We start from the raw sequence: 19,364 nt of genomic DNA, 5'->3' as shown, positions 1-19,364 counted from the left end.
GCCCGCCCGGAGCTACCCATCCGAATCAATTTGCCACCTATTCATCTCCGGTGCTTCCGCAGTGGGCCTCTCTGCGGCACCGTTGCAGCAGGATCCGATGCAAGGGAGAAAATCGTGAAAGCCGACACAGTCGAAGTCCGTGTAGTTTCCCCGATCGTGACGCGAGGCTTCCGCAAGCTCTCCGATCTAAAAGCACTCGAATATGCCGGCGTGACGGTAAGTCATGCGGAGATCCGCACCGGCCCGGGTTCCATCGAAAGCGAGTTCGAGGCCGCTGTTTCTGTTCCCGGTACGATCGCCGAGGTCATCCGGGCGCAAAGCGAGGGCGTGGATGCCGTCGTCATCGACTGCATGGGCGATCCAGGCCTGCGCGCCGCCCGCGAGGTCGCTACGATCCCTGTGCTCGGCCCCTGCGAAACCGGCATGCATATCGCCGCGATGCTCGGACATCGTTTTTCGGTGCTGACCGTCATGCGCAGACTGCGCTCGGCCTTTGAAAACACGGCCGCCGTTGCCGGGCTGTCCACCAAGCTCGCCTCCGTGCGCAGTGTCGATATTCCCGTTCTCGAGCTGGAGCAGGACCTGGAGCGAACCAAGGCCATGCTCGTTCAGGAAGGCGTTCGTGCCGTGGAGGAGGATGGTGCCGAGGCTCTCATCTTCGGTTGCACGGGACTGATGGGCTGCGCGGCAAGCCTGCGCGAAGGCCTGCTTGCCCGCGGTCTCGACATTCCGGTCGTGGACCCCATTCCCACCGCCGTCTCCATCGCAGCGGCGCTGGTGCGTTCCAACCTCTCCCAGAGCAAGTACACCTTCCCCCTGCCGCCGGAAAAGGAGCTCATCGGTTACGACGACATTACGCTCCCCAGGGCAATCGCGGCCGAGTAGCGCTATGCCGGGGCGGCGATCGGGGATGCGCGGATGACGATGGTGGGAACTGAAAGCGAGGCACGGGTGGAAAGGCCGATACGCGCCGCCCGCGCCAATGGAGGCCGGCTCTGGTGGCTGGCGGTTCCTGCGGCCCTGATATTCATCGTCTTCTTCGTGATCCCCGTGGCTTCCCTTTTCGGGCTCTCCTTCAACAAATCCGTCGCCGGCGTCATCGGCCTCTCCAGCCAGTTCACGCTCGACAATTTCATTCGAATCTTCACCAGGGCGACCTACTACGAAGCTATCCTGCGCTCCATATGGGTTTCGGCGATCGTCTCGACGGCCAGTCTGCTGTTCGGCTATCCGCTAGCATATGTCATTGCCAAGACCGTCAATCCCGGGCGCAACACGCTGCTGATGATCATGGTCCTCTCGGCCATGCAGCTCGACATGGTCATCCGCATGTTCGGCCTGATGGTTCTGTTGGGCGACAACGGGCTGATCAACGGGTTCCTGCTGTATACTGGCTTGGTATCGCAACCGCTTCCGCTGATGTACAACACCTTCGGCGTCATCGTCGGCCTGGTGCAGATCACCCTGCCCTTCATGGTGCTTTCGCTGATCGGCATCATCAAGGCGATCCACCCGTCGCTCGAGGAGGCTGCGCGGGCACTCGGCGCCTCGCGCATCCAGGCGTTCTTTTCCATCGTATTGCCATTGTCGATGCCCGGCATTCTTGCAGGCACACTCCTGGTCTTCGCGCTGTCGATCAGCTCCTATGTCGTGCCGGCCCTGATGGGCGGCTGGAAGGTGATGGTGCTCCCCATCCACATCTATCAGCAGATCGCCGAGGTCGGACGGTGGCAGTTCGGCGCCGCCATTGCCGTCGTCTTGTTCGTGACCAGCATCATCGCGGTCGCCATCTATCACCAGGCTGCAATTCGCACCTCCGGAGGGCGCACCTGATGCAGGAGGAAACGAACATCCCCTTCGTGTTCAAGGCGATCTCGCTCATTTCGCTGGCAATCCTTCTGGTGCCGGTCGGGGTGGTCGTTCTCGCTGGACTCAATGCAGGCGATTATCTGACCTTTCCGCCACAGGGCTTGTCGCTGCGCTGGATCAAGGCTTTCCTTACGTCGTCGATGTTCCTTTCCGCCTACGGGGTCAGCTTCGTCGTCGCGCTCGTCTCCACGTTGATCTCGACCACCATCGGCACCATGGCGGCCATCTATCTGACCCGTTCCCGCGGCCCGTTCGTTTCCTTCCTGCGCGGCTTCTTCATGTTGCCGATCGTTCTTCCCGGAGTCGTTCTTGGGCTCGCGCTCTACGTCTTCTATGTGACGTCGGATTTAGGACTTGCCCGCACGATGACGGGGCTACTGATCGGCCATGTGATCGTCACCTGTCCGTTCGTCATCGCCACGGTGACGGCGGCTCTCGTCGGGTTCGACCGCTCCCTCGAAGAGGCGGCACGCTCGCTGGGCGCCTCCCCCTTCACCGCCTTTCGCCTGGTGACGTTGAAGGTCATCAGCTCGGCCATCTCGGCCGGCGCAATCTTTGCATTCATCGTCTCGTTCGGTCAGTTCGAGGTGACGCTGTTCCTTTCGGCGCCTGACCTGCAGACGCTGCCGTCCGCGATGTATGTGTCCATGCGCTACAAATTCGAACCGACCGCAGCAGCGGCTGGCATATTCGCCATCGCGCTGGTCGTCCTGTCGATGGTCGTCACCTCACGCCTCGTGAACCTCAAGAGGATTTTTGAGAGGTGACGCAACGCCTCGGCCATTCTTTACATAAGCAAAAAAGGGGAATCCGATGACCGACAAACCACTGCTGAACCGCCGTTCCGTGCTCAAGATGGGAGCCGGCGCCGCCGCCCTGCCGCTTTTCAACATCAATCATGCCTGGTCGCAGGACGTCACCTTCGACGGCCAGGCGTTCGACGCCGGCGGCGCGGTGCTGCGCCTGGGCGAGTGGGGCGGCCAATGGGGCGAGCTGGTTCAGAAATACCTCATCGCGGACTTCCAAAAGGAGTTCAATTGCAAGGTCGAATATGATTCCAGCTGGCCGTGGTTTCCCAAATTCGTCGCCGGCGGCCCGCAAAAGCCACCGCTGGACATCACCAACTGGAACGTGCCGGAAATGACCAAGACGGCCAAGGCCGGCGACTATTTCCTGCCGGTCGAAGACGTCGTCTCCAGCATCCCGAACGGCAAGAACCTGTGGCCGTTCGCGACTGCAAACGGAATCGGGGTCGTCTGGGCTTACAACCAATATGGCTATGCCTACCGCACCGATCTGGCAAATCCCCCGCCGGCCTCCTTCAAGGACCTCTGGAAAACCGAGTTTGCCGGCAAACGTGGCACCTACATCACCTCGAACGGCCTGCAGATGGATTTCTTCGTCACCGCCTGCAGCTTGTTCGGCAAGGATCAGTATGACCTTGAGGCCGGTTATCAGGCCATGCGGGACCTCATGCCAGCAAAGATCTCGGACTTCACCGGCAATATGCAAACGCTGATGGAGCGCGGTGAAGTGGTGGTCGCGGTGGCTACGGATTCCGATCCGATGCAGGCACGGGACCGGGGGGCTCCGTTCGGGTTGTGGTACTGGACCGAGAAGCAGCCGATCCTCTCGCAGGTCTACACGATCAGCCGCTATTCCGAACCAATGCAGAAGAAGCTCGCCCTAGCACTGGTCGACCGCACGCTGACGCCCGACTTCATCGGCAATATGGGCAGGGAATTCTATCTGCGCCCGACCATCAGCAATGCCGTTCTGCCGGACAATCTGGTCAAGTCCGGAATCGTCAACACGGCCGACTCGGTCAAGGATTACTGGACGCCCGACTGGAACGCCTACATCGACAATGAGGAAGACATCGTCGAAACGGTCAACGAGATCTTCGCCAGCTGACGGCTCCGCGGGCGCCACCGGGAAGCCGCCTGCGCCCGCATGCAACGGAAGACGCCATGTCCGACATTCATCTGAAGAAACTCACGAAATCCTACGGCGGCCACCTGGCCGTCGCCGGGATCAATCTGCACATCGCGGAAGGGGAATTCTTCTCCCTTCTAGGGCCTTCTGGCTGCGGCAAGTCGACGACGCTGCGCATGATCGCCGGCTTCGTGCAGCCGACCAGCGGGGAGATCATCATTGGCGCGGATGACGTGACGTCGCTGCCGCCCGAAAAGCGCGATATCGGCATCGTCTTCCAGAACTACGCGATCTTTCCGCATATGAACGTGGCCGACAACATCGCTTTCGGCCTCAAGTTGAGAAAACGGCCTCGCGATGAGATCCGCCGACGGGTCACCGACGCTCTGCGCCAGGTGGGGCTGAGCGGTTACGAGGAACGGTACCAGCGCGAGCTGTCGGGCGGCGAACAGCAGCGCGTTGCGTTGGCGCGCGTACTCGTGACGGAGCCGCGCATCCTGCTCCTCGACGAGCCGCTTTCCGCGCTCGACAAAAGCTTGCGCGAAGAGATGAAGTACTGGATCAAGGATCTTCAGAAGAAGCTCGGCATCACCACCGTCTATGTCACTCACGACCAGGACGAGGCTCTGACCATGTCCGACAGGATTGGCGTGATGCAGAAGGCGCAGGTCGTGCAAGTGGGTACGCCGCAGGAAATTTACGAGGCCCCGAAGACGCTATTCGTCACCACCTTCATCGGCCATTCGAACGTCATGGACGTCATCGTCGGCAGCGGCAGCGGATCCGATATGACGGTCCTGATCGATGGCAATCCGGTCCCCACGCGCGGGCCGGAGAACCTTGTGCCGGGACAGCCCGTGAAGCTGGTGGTCCGGCCGGAGAATGTCGTGATCGGGCCGGACCAGGAGACACCTGTGCGCCTGCCGGCAACCGTGCTCAGCGAGACTTATCAGGGATCGCTCATCCGCTATCGGCTGTCGCTGGGCGGACAGGAAATCATCGCCGAACGGCAAAACCAGTCCGGCAATGAAAGATTCAATCCAGGGACTCCCGTGACGGTCGGTTGGGATCCCGGGCGCTCTGAGGCGCTCGTCGCCTGACAACAAGGACAACCGCGGCAGCGGTGGTCGCCGGTGTGCACGCGCCGGCGAACCGGACAGATTTATCTTCGAGGAGACAAAGATGCGTATTGGAATCGATGTGGGCGGCACGAACACCGACGCCGCCCTGATGGATGGCCCGGTCGTGCTGGGGGCGTGCAAATCGCCCACCACGAGCGATGTCAGCTCCGGCATCGTGGCGGTGCTGAAGCAGGTGCTCGCCATGACCGGGGTTCCGGCCTCGGCCATCCGTGCCGTGATGATCGGAACCACGCATTTCACCAATGCTGTTGTCGAGCGCAAGCGTCTCCTGGAAGTGGCCGCAGTGCGGCTCCGACTGCCGGCGACCAAGGCCCTGCCGCCGATGACCGACTGGCCGCGTGACCTCGCCGATACGCTCGGGCGTCATACCTTCATGGTTCACGGCGGAAACGAGTTCGACGGGCGCCAAATCGCTCCGCTTGACGAGGCCGAGATCGTGCGGATCGCCGGCGAAATCCGCAGGCGCGGCTTGCGTGCTGCTTCGATCACCTCGGTCTTCTCCCCTGTCACACCGGACATGGAGCTGCGGGCCGCCGAAATCCTGCGCGACATCGTGCCCGATCTTTCCATCTCCCTCAGCCACGAGATCGGCCGGGTCGGCTTTCTGGAACGCGAAAACGCTTCCGTCATGAACGCATCCCTTGCGGACCTGTCGCGCAAGGTCGTCTCCTCCTTCCGCAACGCGCTGAAGGAACTTTCCATTCATGCGCCATTCTACATCAGCCAGAACGACGGAACGCTGATGGTGCCTGATTATGTGGAGCGCTATCCCGTGCTGACCTTCGCCTCCGGCCCCACCAACTCCATGCGCGGGGCAGCAACGCTGGCGGGAGAAAAGGACGCCATGGTGATCGACATCGGCGGAACCACCTCGGATGTGGGAATGCTGATGAACGGCTTCCCGCGCGAATCCGCGGTGGCAGTCGATATTGGTGGGGTGCGCACGAATTTCCGGATGCCCGACGTGCTGGCAGTCGGACTGGGCGGCGGTTCCATCGTGCGTGACGAAGGTGATCGCATCGGCCCCGACTCGGTTGGCTACGAGATCACTTCGCGCAGCCTCGTCTTTGGCGGCGACACGATGACGGCCACGGATATTGTCGTGGCCGCCGGCCTGGAGGATATCGGCGACCGCTCGCGCGTGGCCCATATTCCCGCCCGCACGATCGAGAAGGCCCTCGACACCATTCATAAGCTTGCCGACAGCGCGGTCGACCGGATGAAGACCAGCGCCGACCCGCTGCCCGTGATCCTCGTAGGAGGAGGTTCCATCCTCATTTCGCGCGACCTTCCTTCCGCATCGAAGGTCATCCGCCCGGAGAACGCCCCGGTGGCCAACGCGATCGGTGCGGCAATCGCGCAGGTCGGCGGAGAGATCGATCGCATCTTCTCACTCGAAGGAACCTCACGCGACATCGTGCTGGGCGGCGCCAAGGACGAGGCGAGCGAGCGGGCGCTGAAAGCGGGCGCTCAGGAGGGCACCGTCAAGGTGATCGACATCGAGGAAGTGCCTCTGGCTTACCTGCCCGGCAGCGCGACGCGCATCCGCGTCAAGGCCGTCGGCGATCTGGCGGTGAAGTGAAGTTGCAATGAAACTGACCAGTGAGCAGTTGATCGACCTTTCCGTCGGCGCGGCCTTCCTCGGCACCGGCGGTGGTGGCGATCCCTATGTCGGCAGGCTGATGGTGCAACAGTGTCTGGACGAGGGCCTCAGCGTAGAAATCGTGAGCCCCGAGGACCTGGATGACGACATGCTCGTCATTCCGACGGCGATGATGGGCGCACCGACCGTGTTGGTGGAGAAGATCCCGAGCGGCGAGGAAGCGATATTCTCGCTCCAGCGGCTGGAGCGCCATCTCGGGCGCAAAGCCGGTGCTACGATGCCGATCGAGATCGGCGGCATCAATTCCACGATTCCGCTTGTTGTGGGCGCGCGGCTCGGCCTGCCCGTGGTCGATGCCGACGGCATGGGGCGCGCGTTCCCCTTTCTGGAAATGGAGACCTTCGGCGTCTATGGCGTGCCGGGAAGTCCGCTTGCCGTCAGCGACGAGGATGGAGATTGCGCGCTCATCGAAGCGATCGACAACCGCCAGATGGAATGGCTAGCACGCGCCGTTGCCATCCGCATGGGCGGTAGCGCCTATATCGCCGAATATGCGATGTCGGGCGCCGATGTGAAGCGTACGGCGGTTCCCAACACCTTGACGCTTGCCATCCGCATCGGCGAGGTGCTGCGGCGCGCCCGCCAGAGCCACGAGAACCCGATCGAAGCGCTCATCGGCTTTTTGCCGAACACGCTTATCGCTATGGGCGGGTCATCTTCGCCGGCAAGATCGTGGATGTGTTGCGCGAGACCAAGGCCGGTTTTGCGATCGGGCGCGTCAGGATCGAGGGCATCGCCCCCTTCACGTCGGCGATGGAAATCGAGATCCAGAACGAGAACCTCATTGCGCGCGTCGATGGAAAGGTGAAGGCCATCGTTCCCGACCTGATCTGCATCATGAACACGGAGACGGCCGAGCCGATCACCAGCGAGAATCTGCGCTACGGCCAGCGGGTGACGGTGATCGCGGTTTCGGTGCCGGAAATCATGCGCACGCCGGAGGCCCTCAATGTATTCGGGCCGGCGTGCTTCGGCCTGAAGGAACCCTTCATCCCCATCGAACAGATCGGCTGAGATCATGGCATACATCACCAATCAGGATATCGAAGATCTCTCGGTCGGAGCGGCCCTGCTCGGTACGGGCGGAGGCGGCGATCCCTATATCGGCAAGCTCATGGCCAGGGCCGCACTGGAGAAGTATGGCCAGGTCGACCTGCTGCCCCTCGACAAGGTCCCGGATGGGATGAACCTCGTCGCTTGCGGGGCTATGGGTGCCCCGACGATCCTGATCGAAAAGATGCCGAGCGGCGACGAAATTGGCCTGGCGCTCAGGACCTATGAGAGGCGCACCGGAAGGAAAGTCGATGCCATCATTCCGTTCGAAGCCGGCGGCATCAATTCCATGATGCCGATCATGCTTGCCGCGGAAGCGCGACTGCCAGTCATCGATGCCGACGGCATGGGGCGCGCTTTTCCTCAACTCGAGATGGAGACGTTCAACGTATATGGCGTTCCGGCCTCCCCCGTCGCCCTCGCGGACGAGCAGGGTAACGCCGTCATCGTTGAGACGAAGGATGCGGCCAAAGCCGAATTCCTGGCGCGTGGCGTGACCATACGCATGGGAGGACAATCCTATCTCGTCAATTACGGAATGGACGGCGCGACCGCCCGGCGAGTATCCGTGCCGGGTACGATGTCGCTGGCGATCGGCATCGGTCGCACGCTGCGCGAGGCAGCGGCAGGACATCGTGACCCGCTCGACGCCCTTATCAGCTTCTTCCGTACGACCCACTACGAAACCGCGCGGGTGATCGCGTCCGGCAAGGTGGTGGACGTCTCCCGACGGGAACAGAACGGCTGGTCGGTGGGCGTGGTGACGATCGAACCCTTCGACGCCTCGCGCCGGCCGGTGACGATCCAGATCCAGAACGAGAACCTCATCGCTGAGGAGGATGACAAGGTACTGGCGATCGTGCCCGACCTCATCTGCGTGCTCGAAGCCGACACCGCGATGCCGATCACCACGGAACGCCTGCGCTATGGCCAACGTGTCAACGTTTTGGGCATCAAGGTTCCGCCGATCATGCGCACGCCCGAAGCCCTCGATGTATTCGGGCCCGCAGCATTCGGATTGAAAAAGCCCTATGCGCCCCTAGAGGCCTAGCGCTTTGTAACAAGCGAATTCCTGGCGGCACTGCGGCCGCCAGACAAGCAGAGGACGTAAGAGCACGCCGTTCTAGCGGTAAGTCGAGTGCGGGTTTGGCGCACGGCAGAAATATGCGTTTTCAAACGGGAAAAGGTTGGCTACGTTCGGGCAAACGAGGCTCTCGGAATGGACGAAGGCGGTCCGAACGGAGGAGGCCGGACCCCGGCTGAGGTGAAGGCGAAGCCCATGGCTTCGCGTTTCCGTCCTCCGCGTATGCTGTTCACTGCCATTGACCGGCCCTATCTGCTCGGCAGGATAAGGGAAGGGTTGGCTCGCCAGATGGTGGTCGTCCACTCGCCGCCCGGCTTCGGCAAGACGGCGCTTCTCAAAGCGTCCCACGATCTCGTCTGCTCGAATTCTTCCTATTTCGTCGAGAATCTCGAAGATGGCCTCGCCCATTGCGGCTGGCTGACCTTCACGCCGTCCTATACGGATCCCGCAGAAGTCCTCGCCGACTTGTCGGTGGCCCTCGGTATCGAGGGAAGCGAAGGCATGGGACTGAAGGACATGCTCGACAAGGTGACCCGCCGAACGGGTTGCACCATTCTTTTCCTCGACGAAATGGATGTGCCGGCACTACCCGCCTTCACCGAGCTCCTTTCCGAACTCTTCCTAATGGCGCCGGATAATCTGAGGGTCGTCAGCGCTTTCCGGCAGCGCCCTCGGTTGCCGCTGGCGCGACTGGCGGTCAGAGGTTTGATCACCGAAATCACCGCGCATGAGCTCGCCTTCACCCGGAACGAGCTACGCAGCCTTTTTTCGCGGGCGCTCAATCCCTCGGAAATCGAGAGCTTCGCCAGAGTGACGCGTGGCTGGCCTGCCCTCGCCCGCATTGCCGGCGACCTGCTGCCTTGCACCACGCTCACCATGAATCGTCAGGCGCTGCTTGGGGGCAACCACGCACGGCTGCACGCCTATGTCAGCGAGGTGCTGACGGGCATGATCTCGCATCCCATGCGCCGTATGCTGCGCGTCTGCGCGCTGTTGGACGAGTTCTCGCTGGAATTGGCCGAGCATCTGTCGGGTGCCGAGATCGCTCCGGCGGACATCCACCTCCTCGACGATCTTTATCCGCTGGTCGAGAAGAGCACGGATCGTGCCGGCTGGTATAGCCTCCAGCCGGTGCTGCGCAATTGCTTGGCTGCTGAACTTGCAGCTGATCCGCAATCCGATGAAATGCGGCTCCACAGCGAAGCGGCCCTATGGTTCACCGAACGCGGGCTCTTGGAAAAGGCCGTCTCGCATGCAGCGCGCGGCGGGAATTTTTCATTGGCCGCACATACGATCCGCCAAGCCGGAGGCGTCGACCTGTTCATTCGCGCGGGCCACACCGTTCTGGAGGCAATGATCGGAGACCTGCCGGCCAGCGTCATCCATGAGTCACCGAGCCTCACCCTTTGCTACGTGCTCGTGCTTGCCAAGAGAGGAGATATCCAGGTCGCACGCGAGCGCCTGGAAGCGCTCAAGAGCAGCGATGTCCTGAACGGTCCGGAATCGGCGAACATCGATCGCGCCACGCTCGATCACATCGACGGAATGATCGACATCTACGAGGATCGTGGACTGGACGAGGAGAGTGCCGCGCGGCTGGAAATGATGTCCGCCGGCCTCAGCCCCCAGTCAACCTGGGATCTGGGCTGGATCAACAACCACCTCTGCATCGCCTATACGCGCATTGGCCGGCTTGATCTTGCCCGGCGCGCCGCCCTGAAAGGGCTCGCCTGCTACCGCGAGGAGAAGACCGTTTACGCGGAAATCTTCATGCTGGTGCATTTGGGGCTGGTGAACACGCTCGCCGGCAATTTCTCCGCCGCGCTGGCCTTCTGCCGCGATGCGCAGGAACTGGTCCAGAGTGCGCAATGGAAGGATTCCAATCTCGAGGCCATCTGCCGGGTGGCGGCAGCCACCATCTACTATCAGCACGGGGAGATCGGCTTCGTCGAAAAGACCCTTTCGGAGGCGATGACCCCGATCGTCCGCGGGGAAGGCTGGGTCGAGATCTACTCGCGTCTTTTCTCGCTTCTGGCACGCAGCCGCCTGCGGCTGAGCGGGTTGGACATGGCGATGACGGCCATCGACAAGGCGGAAGAAGTCTCCGTGGAGCGCAACCTTCCGCGGTTGAAGATTGCCGCGGACATCATGCGCCTGGAGGTGTTTTCCCGGAGCGGGCTGATAGAATCGGCAGCTGCGATCGCGGAGCGCCTCGGCGATGGGCTGGAGGATCCAGCCCTACGGGGAGTGTGGACCTGGCGTGAGGAGAATGATTTCCGTCTCGCCAGGGCAAGGCTCCTCAGCATTCAGGGCCGCCACCGCCAGGCGATGGAAGATCTGGAAGCAGTGATGGCCAGAAGCCGGGCTAACGGCAGCGGCTACTATCTCCTGGCGGCGGAGGTGCTTGCGACTAGGGTCGCCTGGGCGGATAGCCGCCACACGGAATCCCTTGAATATCTCCAGGCTGCGATCGCCCGCGCTCGCTCCCACGAGGTTGTACAGTTCTTCGTGGACGAGGGGCTGGACTTCGCGGCGATACTGCGCGCGATCGTTCGCCGATTCGGGCTGAAAGTGTTTAGCGCCGATGGTGTTGCCTTCATCAGCAGGGTCATCGGGCAAAGGACGCTTCTGCCGGGCGAACGAGCCTCACGCAGCGGTGTAGAGGAGAAGGCCAACGCGGTACATGGCCTGCTCAGCCCTCGTGAGCAGGAAGTGTTGGTGCTGCTCACGACGGGAAAGAGCAACAAGGAAATCGCCCGAGACCTCGGTCTATCGGAAGCGACCGTCAAGTTTCATATGAAGAACATCTTCTCCAAGCTCGGCGTGAGCAGGCGCTCAGACGTCGGCAAAAGCCGACGCCTTAAGCGCCAGAGCGCAGCGAGCACAAGTCCTCCGGCGCGGTCTACAATATCGGACAGGAAAACCCGCACCAGCGCAAGGCTCTGTGCGGTGCCACGACACACAGGGGTCAGAACAAGAGCAGTGCGAAATCGTACGCTAAGGTCGAACGGAACATGAACTATGTCGGATCTCGGATGCGGGGTCTCCGATCTCTGTGGATTGGCGTTGTCAAGCACCAGTTTTGGTTTCTTCGTCCGTCCGACTCGACAACGCTCCCGGCAGATTGGTCGTGGGGAGTCGGGCGATGGCAAAACGAAAGCTTCTCAAGGTTCATGATTGACAGAAGATTTTCGATATACCAGCCGACGAGAATAGCTTGGTCAGGCACTATTCGTTGTCACCGGCGGATCGTCTGGAGATTGAGCTGCGAAGACGCGATCATAATCGGCTTGGTTTTGCCGTTCAGCTATGCCTGATGCGATGCCCTGGCCGAGTGCTGGGAGCGGAGGAGATCCCGCCCCGCGCCATGCTTCGATATGTTGCTGACCAAGTCGGCGCCGACCCAGAAGCATTTGAGCTTTATGCACGGCGTGAAGAAACCCGTCGTGATCACACGGCGCGCCTCATGGTGTATCTGGATACGAGAAGCGCGACGGCGCAAGATCGTCGAGCCGCGCTATTGGCTGCAATTCAGACTGCGGCGATGTCCGACGACGGTCCTGCAATAGCTAGTTCCATTGTCACCACATTGCGTGAACGTGGGTCTCTTCTGCCGGCAATCGACACAATCGAACGCATTGGCCTTGCCGGCCGTGCTATAGCCCGCCGTCGGGCGGAGAGAACTCTGATCGAAGACATTCCGCTCGATGCACTCCAATCATTGGACAGACTTTTGGAGGTTGATCAGTCGATCGGCCAAACGCGCTTTCATTGGCTGCGCTCGGCGCCGGAAGCACCGGGCGCGTCGAACCTGGTCGGGCTGACCGAACGGATTGCCTTCCTGCGCACGCTGGAAATCGATCAGAAACTGCAGATACGCATATCATCCGGACGGTGGGACCAGATGATCCGTGAGGGGAACGCCACGCCGGCCTGGCTGGCCAGCGATTTCAACTCTAGCCGCCGGCACGCTCTGATAGTGGCGCAGGTCATCAAGCTCGGCCAAAAGCTCACCGACGATGCCGTGGGGATGTTCATCAAGCTGATGGGTCGGCTGTTCACTCAGGCCAACAACCGCAAGAAGCACCGGCACATGGAGTGCAGGCCGGACACCGCCAAGGCGCTGCGCATGTTCCTCGACACGATCACAGCCCTGCAGTCCGCCAACGACGATGGAAGGAATGCTTTGGAGGTTCTCGACCAGAAAGTCAGCTGGCATCGGCTGCTCCGGATGACGCCTGAACTCGAGTCGATGGTCGAGGGCAACGAGGCGTCACCCTTGGTGGTGGCGGCCGAGCAATATGCAACCGTCAACAAGTATGTCGGTGCTTTTCTGCAGGCGTTCACGTTCCAATCGGCGCGGCGACACGATCCGCTTCTTACGGCAATTTCGCTGCTGAACGGCTCCATGCCGAGAAGCGGCGGGCCCTTCCGGATCGCGCCCCGGTCACCCACCTCAGCCAAGCTGATCGGAGGCTAATCTTCGGCGAGGGGAGATCTGATCGCCGACTTTACGAGATCGCTACCCTCGCGGCCTTGCGAGACCGGCTGCGATTTGCAGACATTTGGGTCGATGGCAGCCGATCCTTCCGGCCGATCGACGAGCATCTAATGCCGCGGTCAACATTCACTACCATGAAAGATGAGGATCGCCTTGGACTGGGCGTCCATGGTGATGGCGCGGCTTGGCTTACTGAAGCGCGTCAGATGCTCGACTTCAACCTGAAGCGCCTTGCGCACAGGCACGGACAGGGAAGCTCGAAGGTATTCGTCTTGAAGCTGGTACCTTGATTGTCACGCCGACCGCCGGCGAGCTTCCGGCGGCAGCCGAGGAACTGAATGCCGAGATCAGCGACATGTATCCAGTGGTTGAGGTGCCGGACCTCTTGAGGGAAGTGCACGATTGGACTGGCTTCGCCGATCCGCCGCGGCGATATGGGGCAGCATGGGTCCGACCATCGTGCGATCCGAAGAGGTCAACTATCCTTTGAACGTGTATATGCGTCCGGGGACGGTGATGTCGCTGTTCAACACGTCGACTGGCTTGGTCTTCGCCGCCTATATGGAATCGAAGTTCATTGAAGGCATGATCGAGACCGAGCATTTTCGTTTCGGTGGGTCTCCCCAGCACACCTTGAAACGGCCTTGGCAGGAGGTGGAGGCCCTACTCTCGGAGGTCCGCCAGGTTGGCCAGGCCAGATCTATCGGATTGACAGTGCCTGGCATGAACGCCATCAGTTCGCCCGTCTTCAACCATGTGCGCCGGCTATCCTTGGTCATGACCATTATGGGACCGGCCGGCACCTTCGATCCTTCACTCGAGGCGGAGGTTGCGCAGCGCTTGCGGAGCTGTGCTGCGCAGATTTCGGCAGAACTCGGCTATCGTGAATAGAAGGATACGAAATTGTACCATGTCCCCTTCTAAAGCTGGTTGAGATAATGGAGGGTCGGAACAGGAACAGTCCAAAATCGTACACTAAGGCCGAACGGGTAGTGAATCCGCCTGTGCGATCGGCAGGCGCAACAGCGCGTCCTTTTGCCGATCGTTAGAGTGACGCGGGATCCGTGTTCCTTTATCAAAATTTGATAGCGTTCAAGACGCTTTGTTTATGAAGCTGGTTGAGATATGTTTCCGGCGAACAAACCATTCGTGGCCAGCGCGCCTCCTCAAACCGGTCGTGGCCAGTCCCCCGGCCAGCTCGCGCCTTCGTCGGGTGCAGTCGGCTCCACGCGCTTGACGGAGCGCTCCGGCACATCGCTTTCCACCGGTGCGAAGCGATAGAGCCGGTTTGTTCCCAGGCGATTAGCGATGACGTCGATGAGGTCGGAGATGTCCGGCTCTTCTGGTTCGACCAGCGTCGAAATGGTCTGCCGGTCACGGAGCGGTTCGGCCCGCGTCGCGGTCAGCGTCATCAGCTCGATACCGAAACCTGGATCCACGGTTTCGATACGGTCGCTGAGGAGGCGCGTCAGTCGGCGCGCTTCGCGAACGGGCGCGGCCGTGCCGACGCGGATCGCTTCAATGCGATTGTCGACACGGTGAAACAGGAGATCGAGCCGGCGTGCGCCGAGTCCCTGCGTCTCGAGGGCGGCGCAGAGCTGATCCACGAGCTTGCCGGTATAGCGCGCGATCGTCTCCGGCGCGCCGATCGGCTCGCCGAGGGCACGTCGAACCTCGATCAGCTCCGGCGAGCGCACCGGCTCGAAGGGCTCGGCGGCGCGGCCCATGGCCTGGTCGAGCCGGCGCATGAGCTCCGGTCCCGTCGACAGCGCCGTTGGCGCCGCCAGCAACCTCATGCAGCGCGCCGAGCGCCAGCCCTCCTCCCGGCAGTACCTTGTCTATCTCGGGGACGCCGAATGGCAGGACCTCGCGCCGGCGTGCAGAGCCACCCTCGAGCCGCGCGATGCGTTCCCGAAGCTGGACGATATGAAGGTTTGCCGCGCGATCGGCCAAAATCCGGTCTCCTGAGGGCTTTGCAACGCGCCAATGGGCTGTTATGTTCATTATTTGTTCTCTTTCGGAAAGTGAGTCAGAGAAAAATATAAGGAAATCAATTGCGTTCTGACAAATCCATCTATCTCCACCCAATGAAACCATTGAGTTTTTTGGAATTGTCAGAACGCGGCTGGCGAGCCTGGTCGACTGGCATCAGAGGATTCCCTTCCCGCGGAAACTGCTCACGCCGCTGATTGGCGATGCCCTGAAGAAGAGGTACGAATCCTAGTCCGACGACATCCTGAAAGGCAAACGTCTATACGTGACGCCTCAGGACCGGGAGCTTCTGAACTAGGAACTCCACCGTTTGTCGGGGGCCGTCCAGAGGGCGCTTGAACAGCTTACCACAGGCGACCGGGCCTGATCGAAGCCCTTGAACGTCTGCCCAGCTATTCGCCCGCGCCGCAAATGGCCGGCGACCGGTCCGGCATAAGTAGGTCTACCTCAGATGTGGCGCGGCTCACCTTTGAAAAAGTATTCGAGCGGCAGGAGAAGAATAGCGACAAGAACCTCGAGGGGCAAAAGGGGGCGGCCCGGACGTTCTTGGAGTAGCGAAGAGGGTTCCGGCGAAGGCCGCCGGGGTCTGGTAGCCGAGCGAGGAATGCGGCCTCGCGGTGATGAAGTCTTGCCTCCATTCGGCGATGGCGCTGCGCGCATAGTCGATGCCGAAGAACAGGCTCTCGTTCAGCGGCTCATCGCGCATGCGGCCGTTGAAGGATTCGACATAGCCGTTATCCGGCATGTTGTTGTTGCCAACGTTGGATTGGTCGTCAGGTTGGATAAGCTTGGCGCATCCGGGCCACGGGGCACCGGGAGCACGCAAGTGCGGGCAGGCCGTCGTATGCAGATGAACTGAGAGTTCGAGCACGTTATCTGGCCGCCCCTACGACTCGCCCAGATGCGCTGCGAGCGCGGATCCGTATTTGTCGTGTTGTCCGCTGGCTCGCTGTTCTCGTCCAGCGATGGAGGAAGCCGTGCGTATCATCGGTATGGAATACACCGTGTTGCCGCCGAAGTCGTGTCGTTGCTCGACGGCGAGATCGTCAAGCTCGGCCGGGTTCAGATGCTGCGCGATAAGTTGGAGGAGTTCGCCAGGAAGGAGCTCACCCACGATATCATGTGGCGATCGAGGCGACGGGGAATGCTGCGGTCGTGGCTGAAGTGCTGACGCCCTATGTGGATCGGGTTGTGATCGCCAATCCCAGGCTGGTACATATGATCGCCCATGCGAATGTGAAGACCGACACGCCAGGTTCCGGGCCAGTGACTGGAGCAGCCGGAACGACGACAAAGGGTTGAGAGCGGACGCCTAATTCTCGCACAATCGGCCAGTCACGCGCTGGTGGGTCCTTGGAGTTAACGGGGCTGGCCTGATGCACGTCAAGTCTGGTACACAATAACAATGCCACAACCCGTTAACGCCACCTCTCCCAACTTATTCAACCGTGACATCGCCGAAGCCTACGACCGCCGCAACAGCGCGCTCGCACCAATATCCGATAGTTTGCACTTCCTTATCCGACTGGTTCTAGCCGACCTCCCCCTGAACGCGCGTGTGCTTTGCGTCGGCGTGGGAACCGGAGCGGAAATCTTGTCGCTCGCGAAGGCAAACCCTGGTTGGTCATTTGTCGGAATCGATCCATCCGAAGAAATGCTTGCCGTCGGACGCAGTCGCCTCGAACACGCTGGCGTTCTGCATCGATGCGAACTTCTTCAGGGATATGCCGAGGATGTTACCCAGGACAGCTTTGATGCGGCAGTCAGCCTGCTGGTCGCGCACTTCATCAAACGCGAAGACCGACACCGCTTTTACTCGGCCATTCATGATCGGCTGAGGTCGGGAGGTCGGTTCATCAGCGCTGAGATCAGTGGTGACCTAGATGCCCCGACCTTTCCGGAAATACTGGAAGACTGGAAGCAGATCCAGTCTCTAATGGGAGCAACGCCGGAAACTCTGGCAAAGCTTGGCGACATGATGCGTGACGTCCTGAGTATCCTACCGCCGACGGAGACGGAGGCAATGTGGAAGGCTGGCGGCTTCCAAAAGCCGGTCCCGTTCTTCCAAGCTTTCATGATCCGAGGTTGGTACGCCGACAAAGATTGAGCATGGAAGCCCTATCCCAGGGTAGACTAGCGGCCGGCTGCTTGGGCGGGGGGCAATCTATCCAATGCGTGCAGAGGAGTTGATGCGGAACGGCGGCTTCTTTTGGACGGTACCCAAACTGGCGGATCGGAAAACGGCCCCCATTCGGACGCTCGTCCCCGCCCTGCCTGCCCTTAGACAACGAATGTAATCTGTCGTGCAATCGCTCGATCACCACGTCTGCCATCCCAGGTTGGAAGCAACACGAATGGGTTCGGTGCGGCAATGAGGTTGTCACATCAACCAAGGCGTCCTTTGAAGCGCGGTGCCGTGCGGGACACCATAGCCTCGCGGCAAGAGAGTTATTGAGGATAGAACTTCAGAGGACGAAGTAGATAGTCTCCCTGTGGAAGCGTTTTGGGGGTCTTACAGGAGGCCTGGCCCACATGCGTTGTTTGATGATACTCTCGCGAGCTGGTGCCATCGTACAGAACCAACGGAGCCGGGCCGAGCGTCGCAAGGCTCGGACGTATTTAGGCGCAACTTTGCGTGGGGAACGATTGCAATCCGCAAGGCCTCGGTCGGCGATCATACAGCCGCTGGCTCTTCTCCTAGCGCAAAGATGTGAGGTTGTCCCGGTTTCCGAGACAGGGGCATAAGGTGGATCTTCCGCTGAAAAGGACGATCCAGCATGAAGACACGCAGACGGTTTACGGCCCAGTTCAAGGCCAAGGTCGCGCTTGAGGCGATCCGCGGGGTGAACCGCTCCGGGTTTGTCGGAGGCTCCAGATCTTGAGAGATTGGAGCCATGGAGAATCACAAGACGTCCCGTAAGTTTTCGCCTGAGGTGCGTGAGCGCGCCGTACGGATGGTGTTTGAGCACGCGCCCGAGCACACGTCGCAGTGGGCGGCCATTACCTCGATTGCCGTCAAGATCGGCTGCACGGCGCAGACGTTGCATACCTGGGTGCGACAGGCAGAGCGCGACCAGGGCCTGCGAGCCGGTCTGACAACGGACGAGCGCGAGCGCATGAAGGCACTGGAGCGCGAGAACCGCGAGCTGCGGCAGGCCAACGAGATCCTGCGCAAGGCCAGCGCTTATTTTGCCCAGGCGGAGCTCGACCGCCGATGGAAGCCATGATCCGCTTTGTCGATGCGTACCGCGATGAGCACGGGGTCGAGCCGATCTGCCGCGTACTGGCGATTGCCCCGTCGACCTATCACGCCCATGCGCGCCGCCGCGAGAACCCGGAGACGGCACCGGCACGGGTCAAGAGGGATGCTCAGCTGATGAGCGAGATCCGCAGGGTTTTCGATGACAGGTCTATGGCGTGCGCAAGATCTGGCGGCAGATGCAGCGGGAGGGCTTCGAGGTGGCCCGATGCACGGTCGCCCGGCTGATGCGGAAAATGGGTTTGCAAGGGGTGATCCGCGGCAAGCGGGTGCGCACAACGATCGCTGACAAGACAGCCATCTGCCCGCTCGATCGCGTCAATCGGCAGTTCCGGGCGCCGCGGCCGAACATGCTGTGGGTGTCGGACTTCACCTACGGTGCGCCTCGTCCCGGATGGTCCGGGGTGCATATGACTGGAATGCATTGAGAAAGGAGGATTTGAAGAATGCCGTGCCCCCTGCTGTGAGGGGCATGAGCCCAAGCGGCGGTGACCTGTCGTCAACTGGCAGGGTGACGTAGCCCGCAGGTAAAGGGAATTGAGGCGAAGCCGTTACGCCGAGATGGTTCCCGAGGCTGTAGCACTGGAAGGTTGAGGAACACGAACCGGTTAATCCGCATCCGAGGGCTGAAATGTCGCCTTCGCCTACACGGCTTAACAGGCGGAATGCTGATGGTGCCCCCAACACGTAGGCGGGGGGTGTCCGAATGCGGGCGTATATGTATGGCGTCTCGCAGGGAGTCATGGGGAGAACGCAGCCAGACCATGACATCGGCATCGACTTGCGGGACGCAAGGACAAGGACTGCGACCGGCAACCTCCCCAGTGCGTGGAGTGTCCAGCATATGAACGAGGGAAGGCATGATG

General features: G+C 61.1%; 11 protein-coding genes, 7 pseudogenes and 1 other annotated feature. Of the genes and pseudogenes, 14 read left to right on the top strand and 4 right to left on the bottom strand.

Features of this window, described 5'->3' with window-relative positions; all coding sequences use genetic code 11:
* The first annotated feature begins 114 nt into the window (after positions 1-114).
* The 11 genes and pseudogenes from CHEJ32_RS0120540 to CHEJ32_RS25550 all read left to right on the top strand — a co-directional run bounded on the left by CHEJ32_RS0120540 (position 115) and on the right by CHEJ32_RS25550 (position 14,138).
* On the top strand, positions 115-885 hold the full coding sequence (locus CHEJ32_RS0120540) for an aspartate/glutamate racemase family protein (protein WP_028035461.1): 771 nt from the start codon (positions 115-117) through the stop codon (positions 883-885).
* 33 nt (positions 886-918) lie between these two features.
* The gene (locus CHEJ32_RS0120535; RefSeq protein ID WP_028035460.1) at positions 919-1,833 is read left to right on the top strand and encodes an ABC transporter permease; all 915 of its coding nucleotides are present in this window, start codon (positions 919-921) and stop codon (positions 1,831-1,833) included.
* Positions 1,833-2,636 (top strand): ABC transporter permease, encoded by an 804-nt coding sequence (locus tag CHEJ32_RS0120530; RefSeq protein WP_028035459.1) that lies wholly within the window; start codon positions 1,833-1,835, stop codon positions 2,634-2,636. Before CHEJ32_RS0120535 ends, CHEJ32_RS0120530 begins: the two co-directional genes overlap by 1 nt.
* Positions 2,637-2,682: 46 nt before the next feature.
* Positions 2,683-3,783, top strand: a complete 1,101-nt coding sequence (locus tag CHEJ32_RS0120525) for a PotD/PotF family extracellular solute-binding protein (RefSeq protein WP_028035458.1) — start codon at positions 2,683-2,685, stop codon at positions 3,781-3,783.
* Positions 3,784-3,839: 56 nt separating this feature from the next.
* Positions 3,840-4,904, top strand: coding sequence for an ABC transporter ATP-binding protein (locus tag CHEJ32_RS0120520; protein WP_028035457.1), 1,065 nt, complete (start codon positions 3,840-3,842; stop codon positions 4,902-4,904).
* An 82-nt stretch (positions 4,905-4,986) separates the two neighbouring features.
* Positions 4,987-6,528 (top strand): hydantoinase/oxoprolinase family protein, encoded by a 1,542-nt coding sequence (locus tag CHEJ32_RS0120515; RefSeq protein WP_028035456.1) that lies wholly within the window; start codon positions 4,987-4,989, stop codon positions 6,526-6,528.
* Between the two features lie 7 nt (positions 6,529-6,535).
* A pseudogene (locus CHEJ32_RS25565) lies at positions 6,536-7,623 on the top strand (DUF917 domain-containing protein).
* A 4-nt stretch (positions 7,624-7,627) separates the two neighbouring features.
* Positions 7,628-8,713, top strand: a complete 1,086-nt coding sequence (locus tag CHEJ32_RS0120505; protein WP_028035455.1) for a DUF917 domain-containing protein — start codon at positions 7,628-7,630, stop codon at positions 8,711-8,713.
* Between the two features lie 228 nt (positions 8,714-8,941).
* Entirely contained in the window at positions 8,942-11,764 is a 2,823-nt protein-coding gene (locus CHEJ32_RS25560) for a LuxR C-terminal-related transcriptional regulator (RefSeq protein WP_245261218.1), read from the top strand.
* 169 nt (positions 11,765-11,933) lie between these two features.
* A pseudogene (locus CHEJ32_RS25555) lies at positions 11,934-13,668 on the top strand (DUF4158 domain-containing protein); the annotation flags it as partial.
* A 23-nt stretch (positions 13,669-13,691) separates the two neighbouring features.
* Complete coding sequence (locus tag CHEJ32_RS25550; protein WP_084032890.1) at positions 13,692-14,138, top strand: IclR family transcriptional regulator C-terminal domain-containing protein; 447 nt, start codon at positions 13,692-13,694, stop codon at positions 14,136-14,138.
* A 281-nt stretch (positions 14,139-14,419) separates the two neighbouring features.
* Here CHEJ32_RS25550 and CHEJ32_RS25545 read toward each other — a convergent pair.
* The 4 genes and pseudogenes from CHEJ32_RS25545 to CHEJ32_RS0120455 form a co-directional block, all read right to left on the bottom strand.
* Positions 14,420-15,028: pseudogene (locus CHEJ32_RS25545) on the bottom strand (DNA polymerase Y family protein); the annotation flags it as partial.
* Positions 14,997-15,200: pseudogene (locus CHEJ32_RS27815) on the bottom strand (damage-inducible protein); the annotation flags it as partial. The pseudogenes CHEJ32_RS27815 and CHEJ32_RS25545, both read right to left, overlap by 32 nt.
* A 502-nt stretch (positions 15,201-15,702) precedes the next feature.
* Positions 15,703-15,975: pseudogene (locus CHEJ32_RS26900) on the bottom strand (transposase); the annotation flags it as partial.
* A 150-nt stretch (positions 15,976-16,125) separates the two neighbouring features.
* A complete protein-coding gene (locus CHEJ32_RS0120455; RefSeq protein ID WP_028035452.1) occupies positions 16,126-16,353 on the bottom strand; it encodes a hypothetical protein in 228 nt (75 codons plus the stop codon).
* On the opposite strand from CHEJ32_RS0120455, the pseudogene CHEJ32_RS27810 reads away from it, so the two are divergent.
* The 3 genes and pseudogenes from CHEJ32_RS27810 to CHEJ32_RS26895 all read left to right on the top strand — a co-directional run.
* A pseudogene (locus CHEJ32_RS27810) lies at positions 16,261-16,487 on the top strand (IS110 family transposase); the annotation flags it as partial. The gene CHEJ32_RS0120455 and the pseudogene CHEJ32_RS27810 sit on opposite strands and share 93 nt — an antisense overlap.
* 157 nt (positions 16,488-16,644) lie before the next feature.
* Positions 16,645-17,346 (top strand): class I SAM-dependent methyltransferase, encoded by a 702-nt coding sequence (locus tag CHEJ32_RS0120445; protein ID WP_028035450.1) that lies wholly within the window; start codon positions 16,645-16,647, stop codon positions 17,344-17,346.
* Between the two features lie 787 nt (positions 17,347-18,133).
* Positions 18,134-18,896: pseudogene (locus CHEJ32_RS26895) on the top strand (IS3 family transposase); the annotation flags it as partial.
* Positions 18,421-18,537: a sequence feature (AL1L pseudoknot), on the top strand. (Overlaps the previous pseudogene by 117 nt.)
* Positions 18,897-19,364 lie beyond the last annotated feature (468 nt).

It is taken from the genome of Chelativorans sp. J32, assembly GCF_000518985.1.
In the GTDB taxonomy this organism is placed as follows: Bacteria; Pseudomonadota; Alphaproteobacteria; order Rhizobiales; family Rhizobiaceae; genus Chelativorans.
The sequence above is the reverse complement of the archived record's forward strand: the minus strand, read 5'-3'. Positions and strand labels throughout refer to the sequence as shown.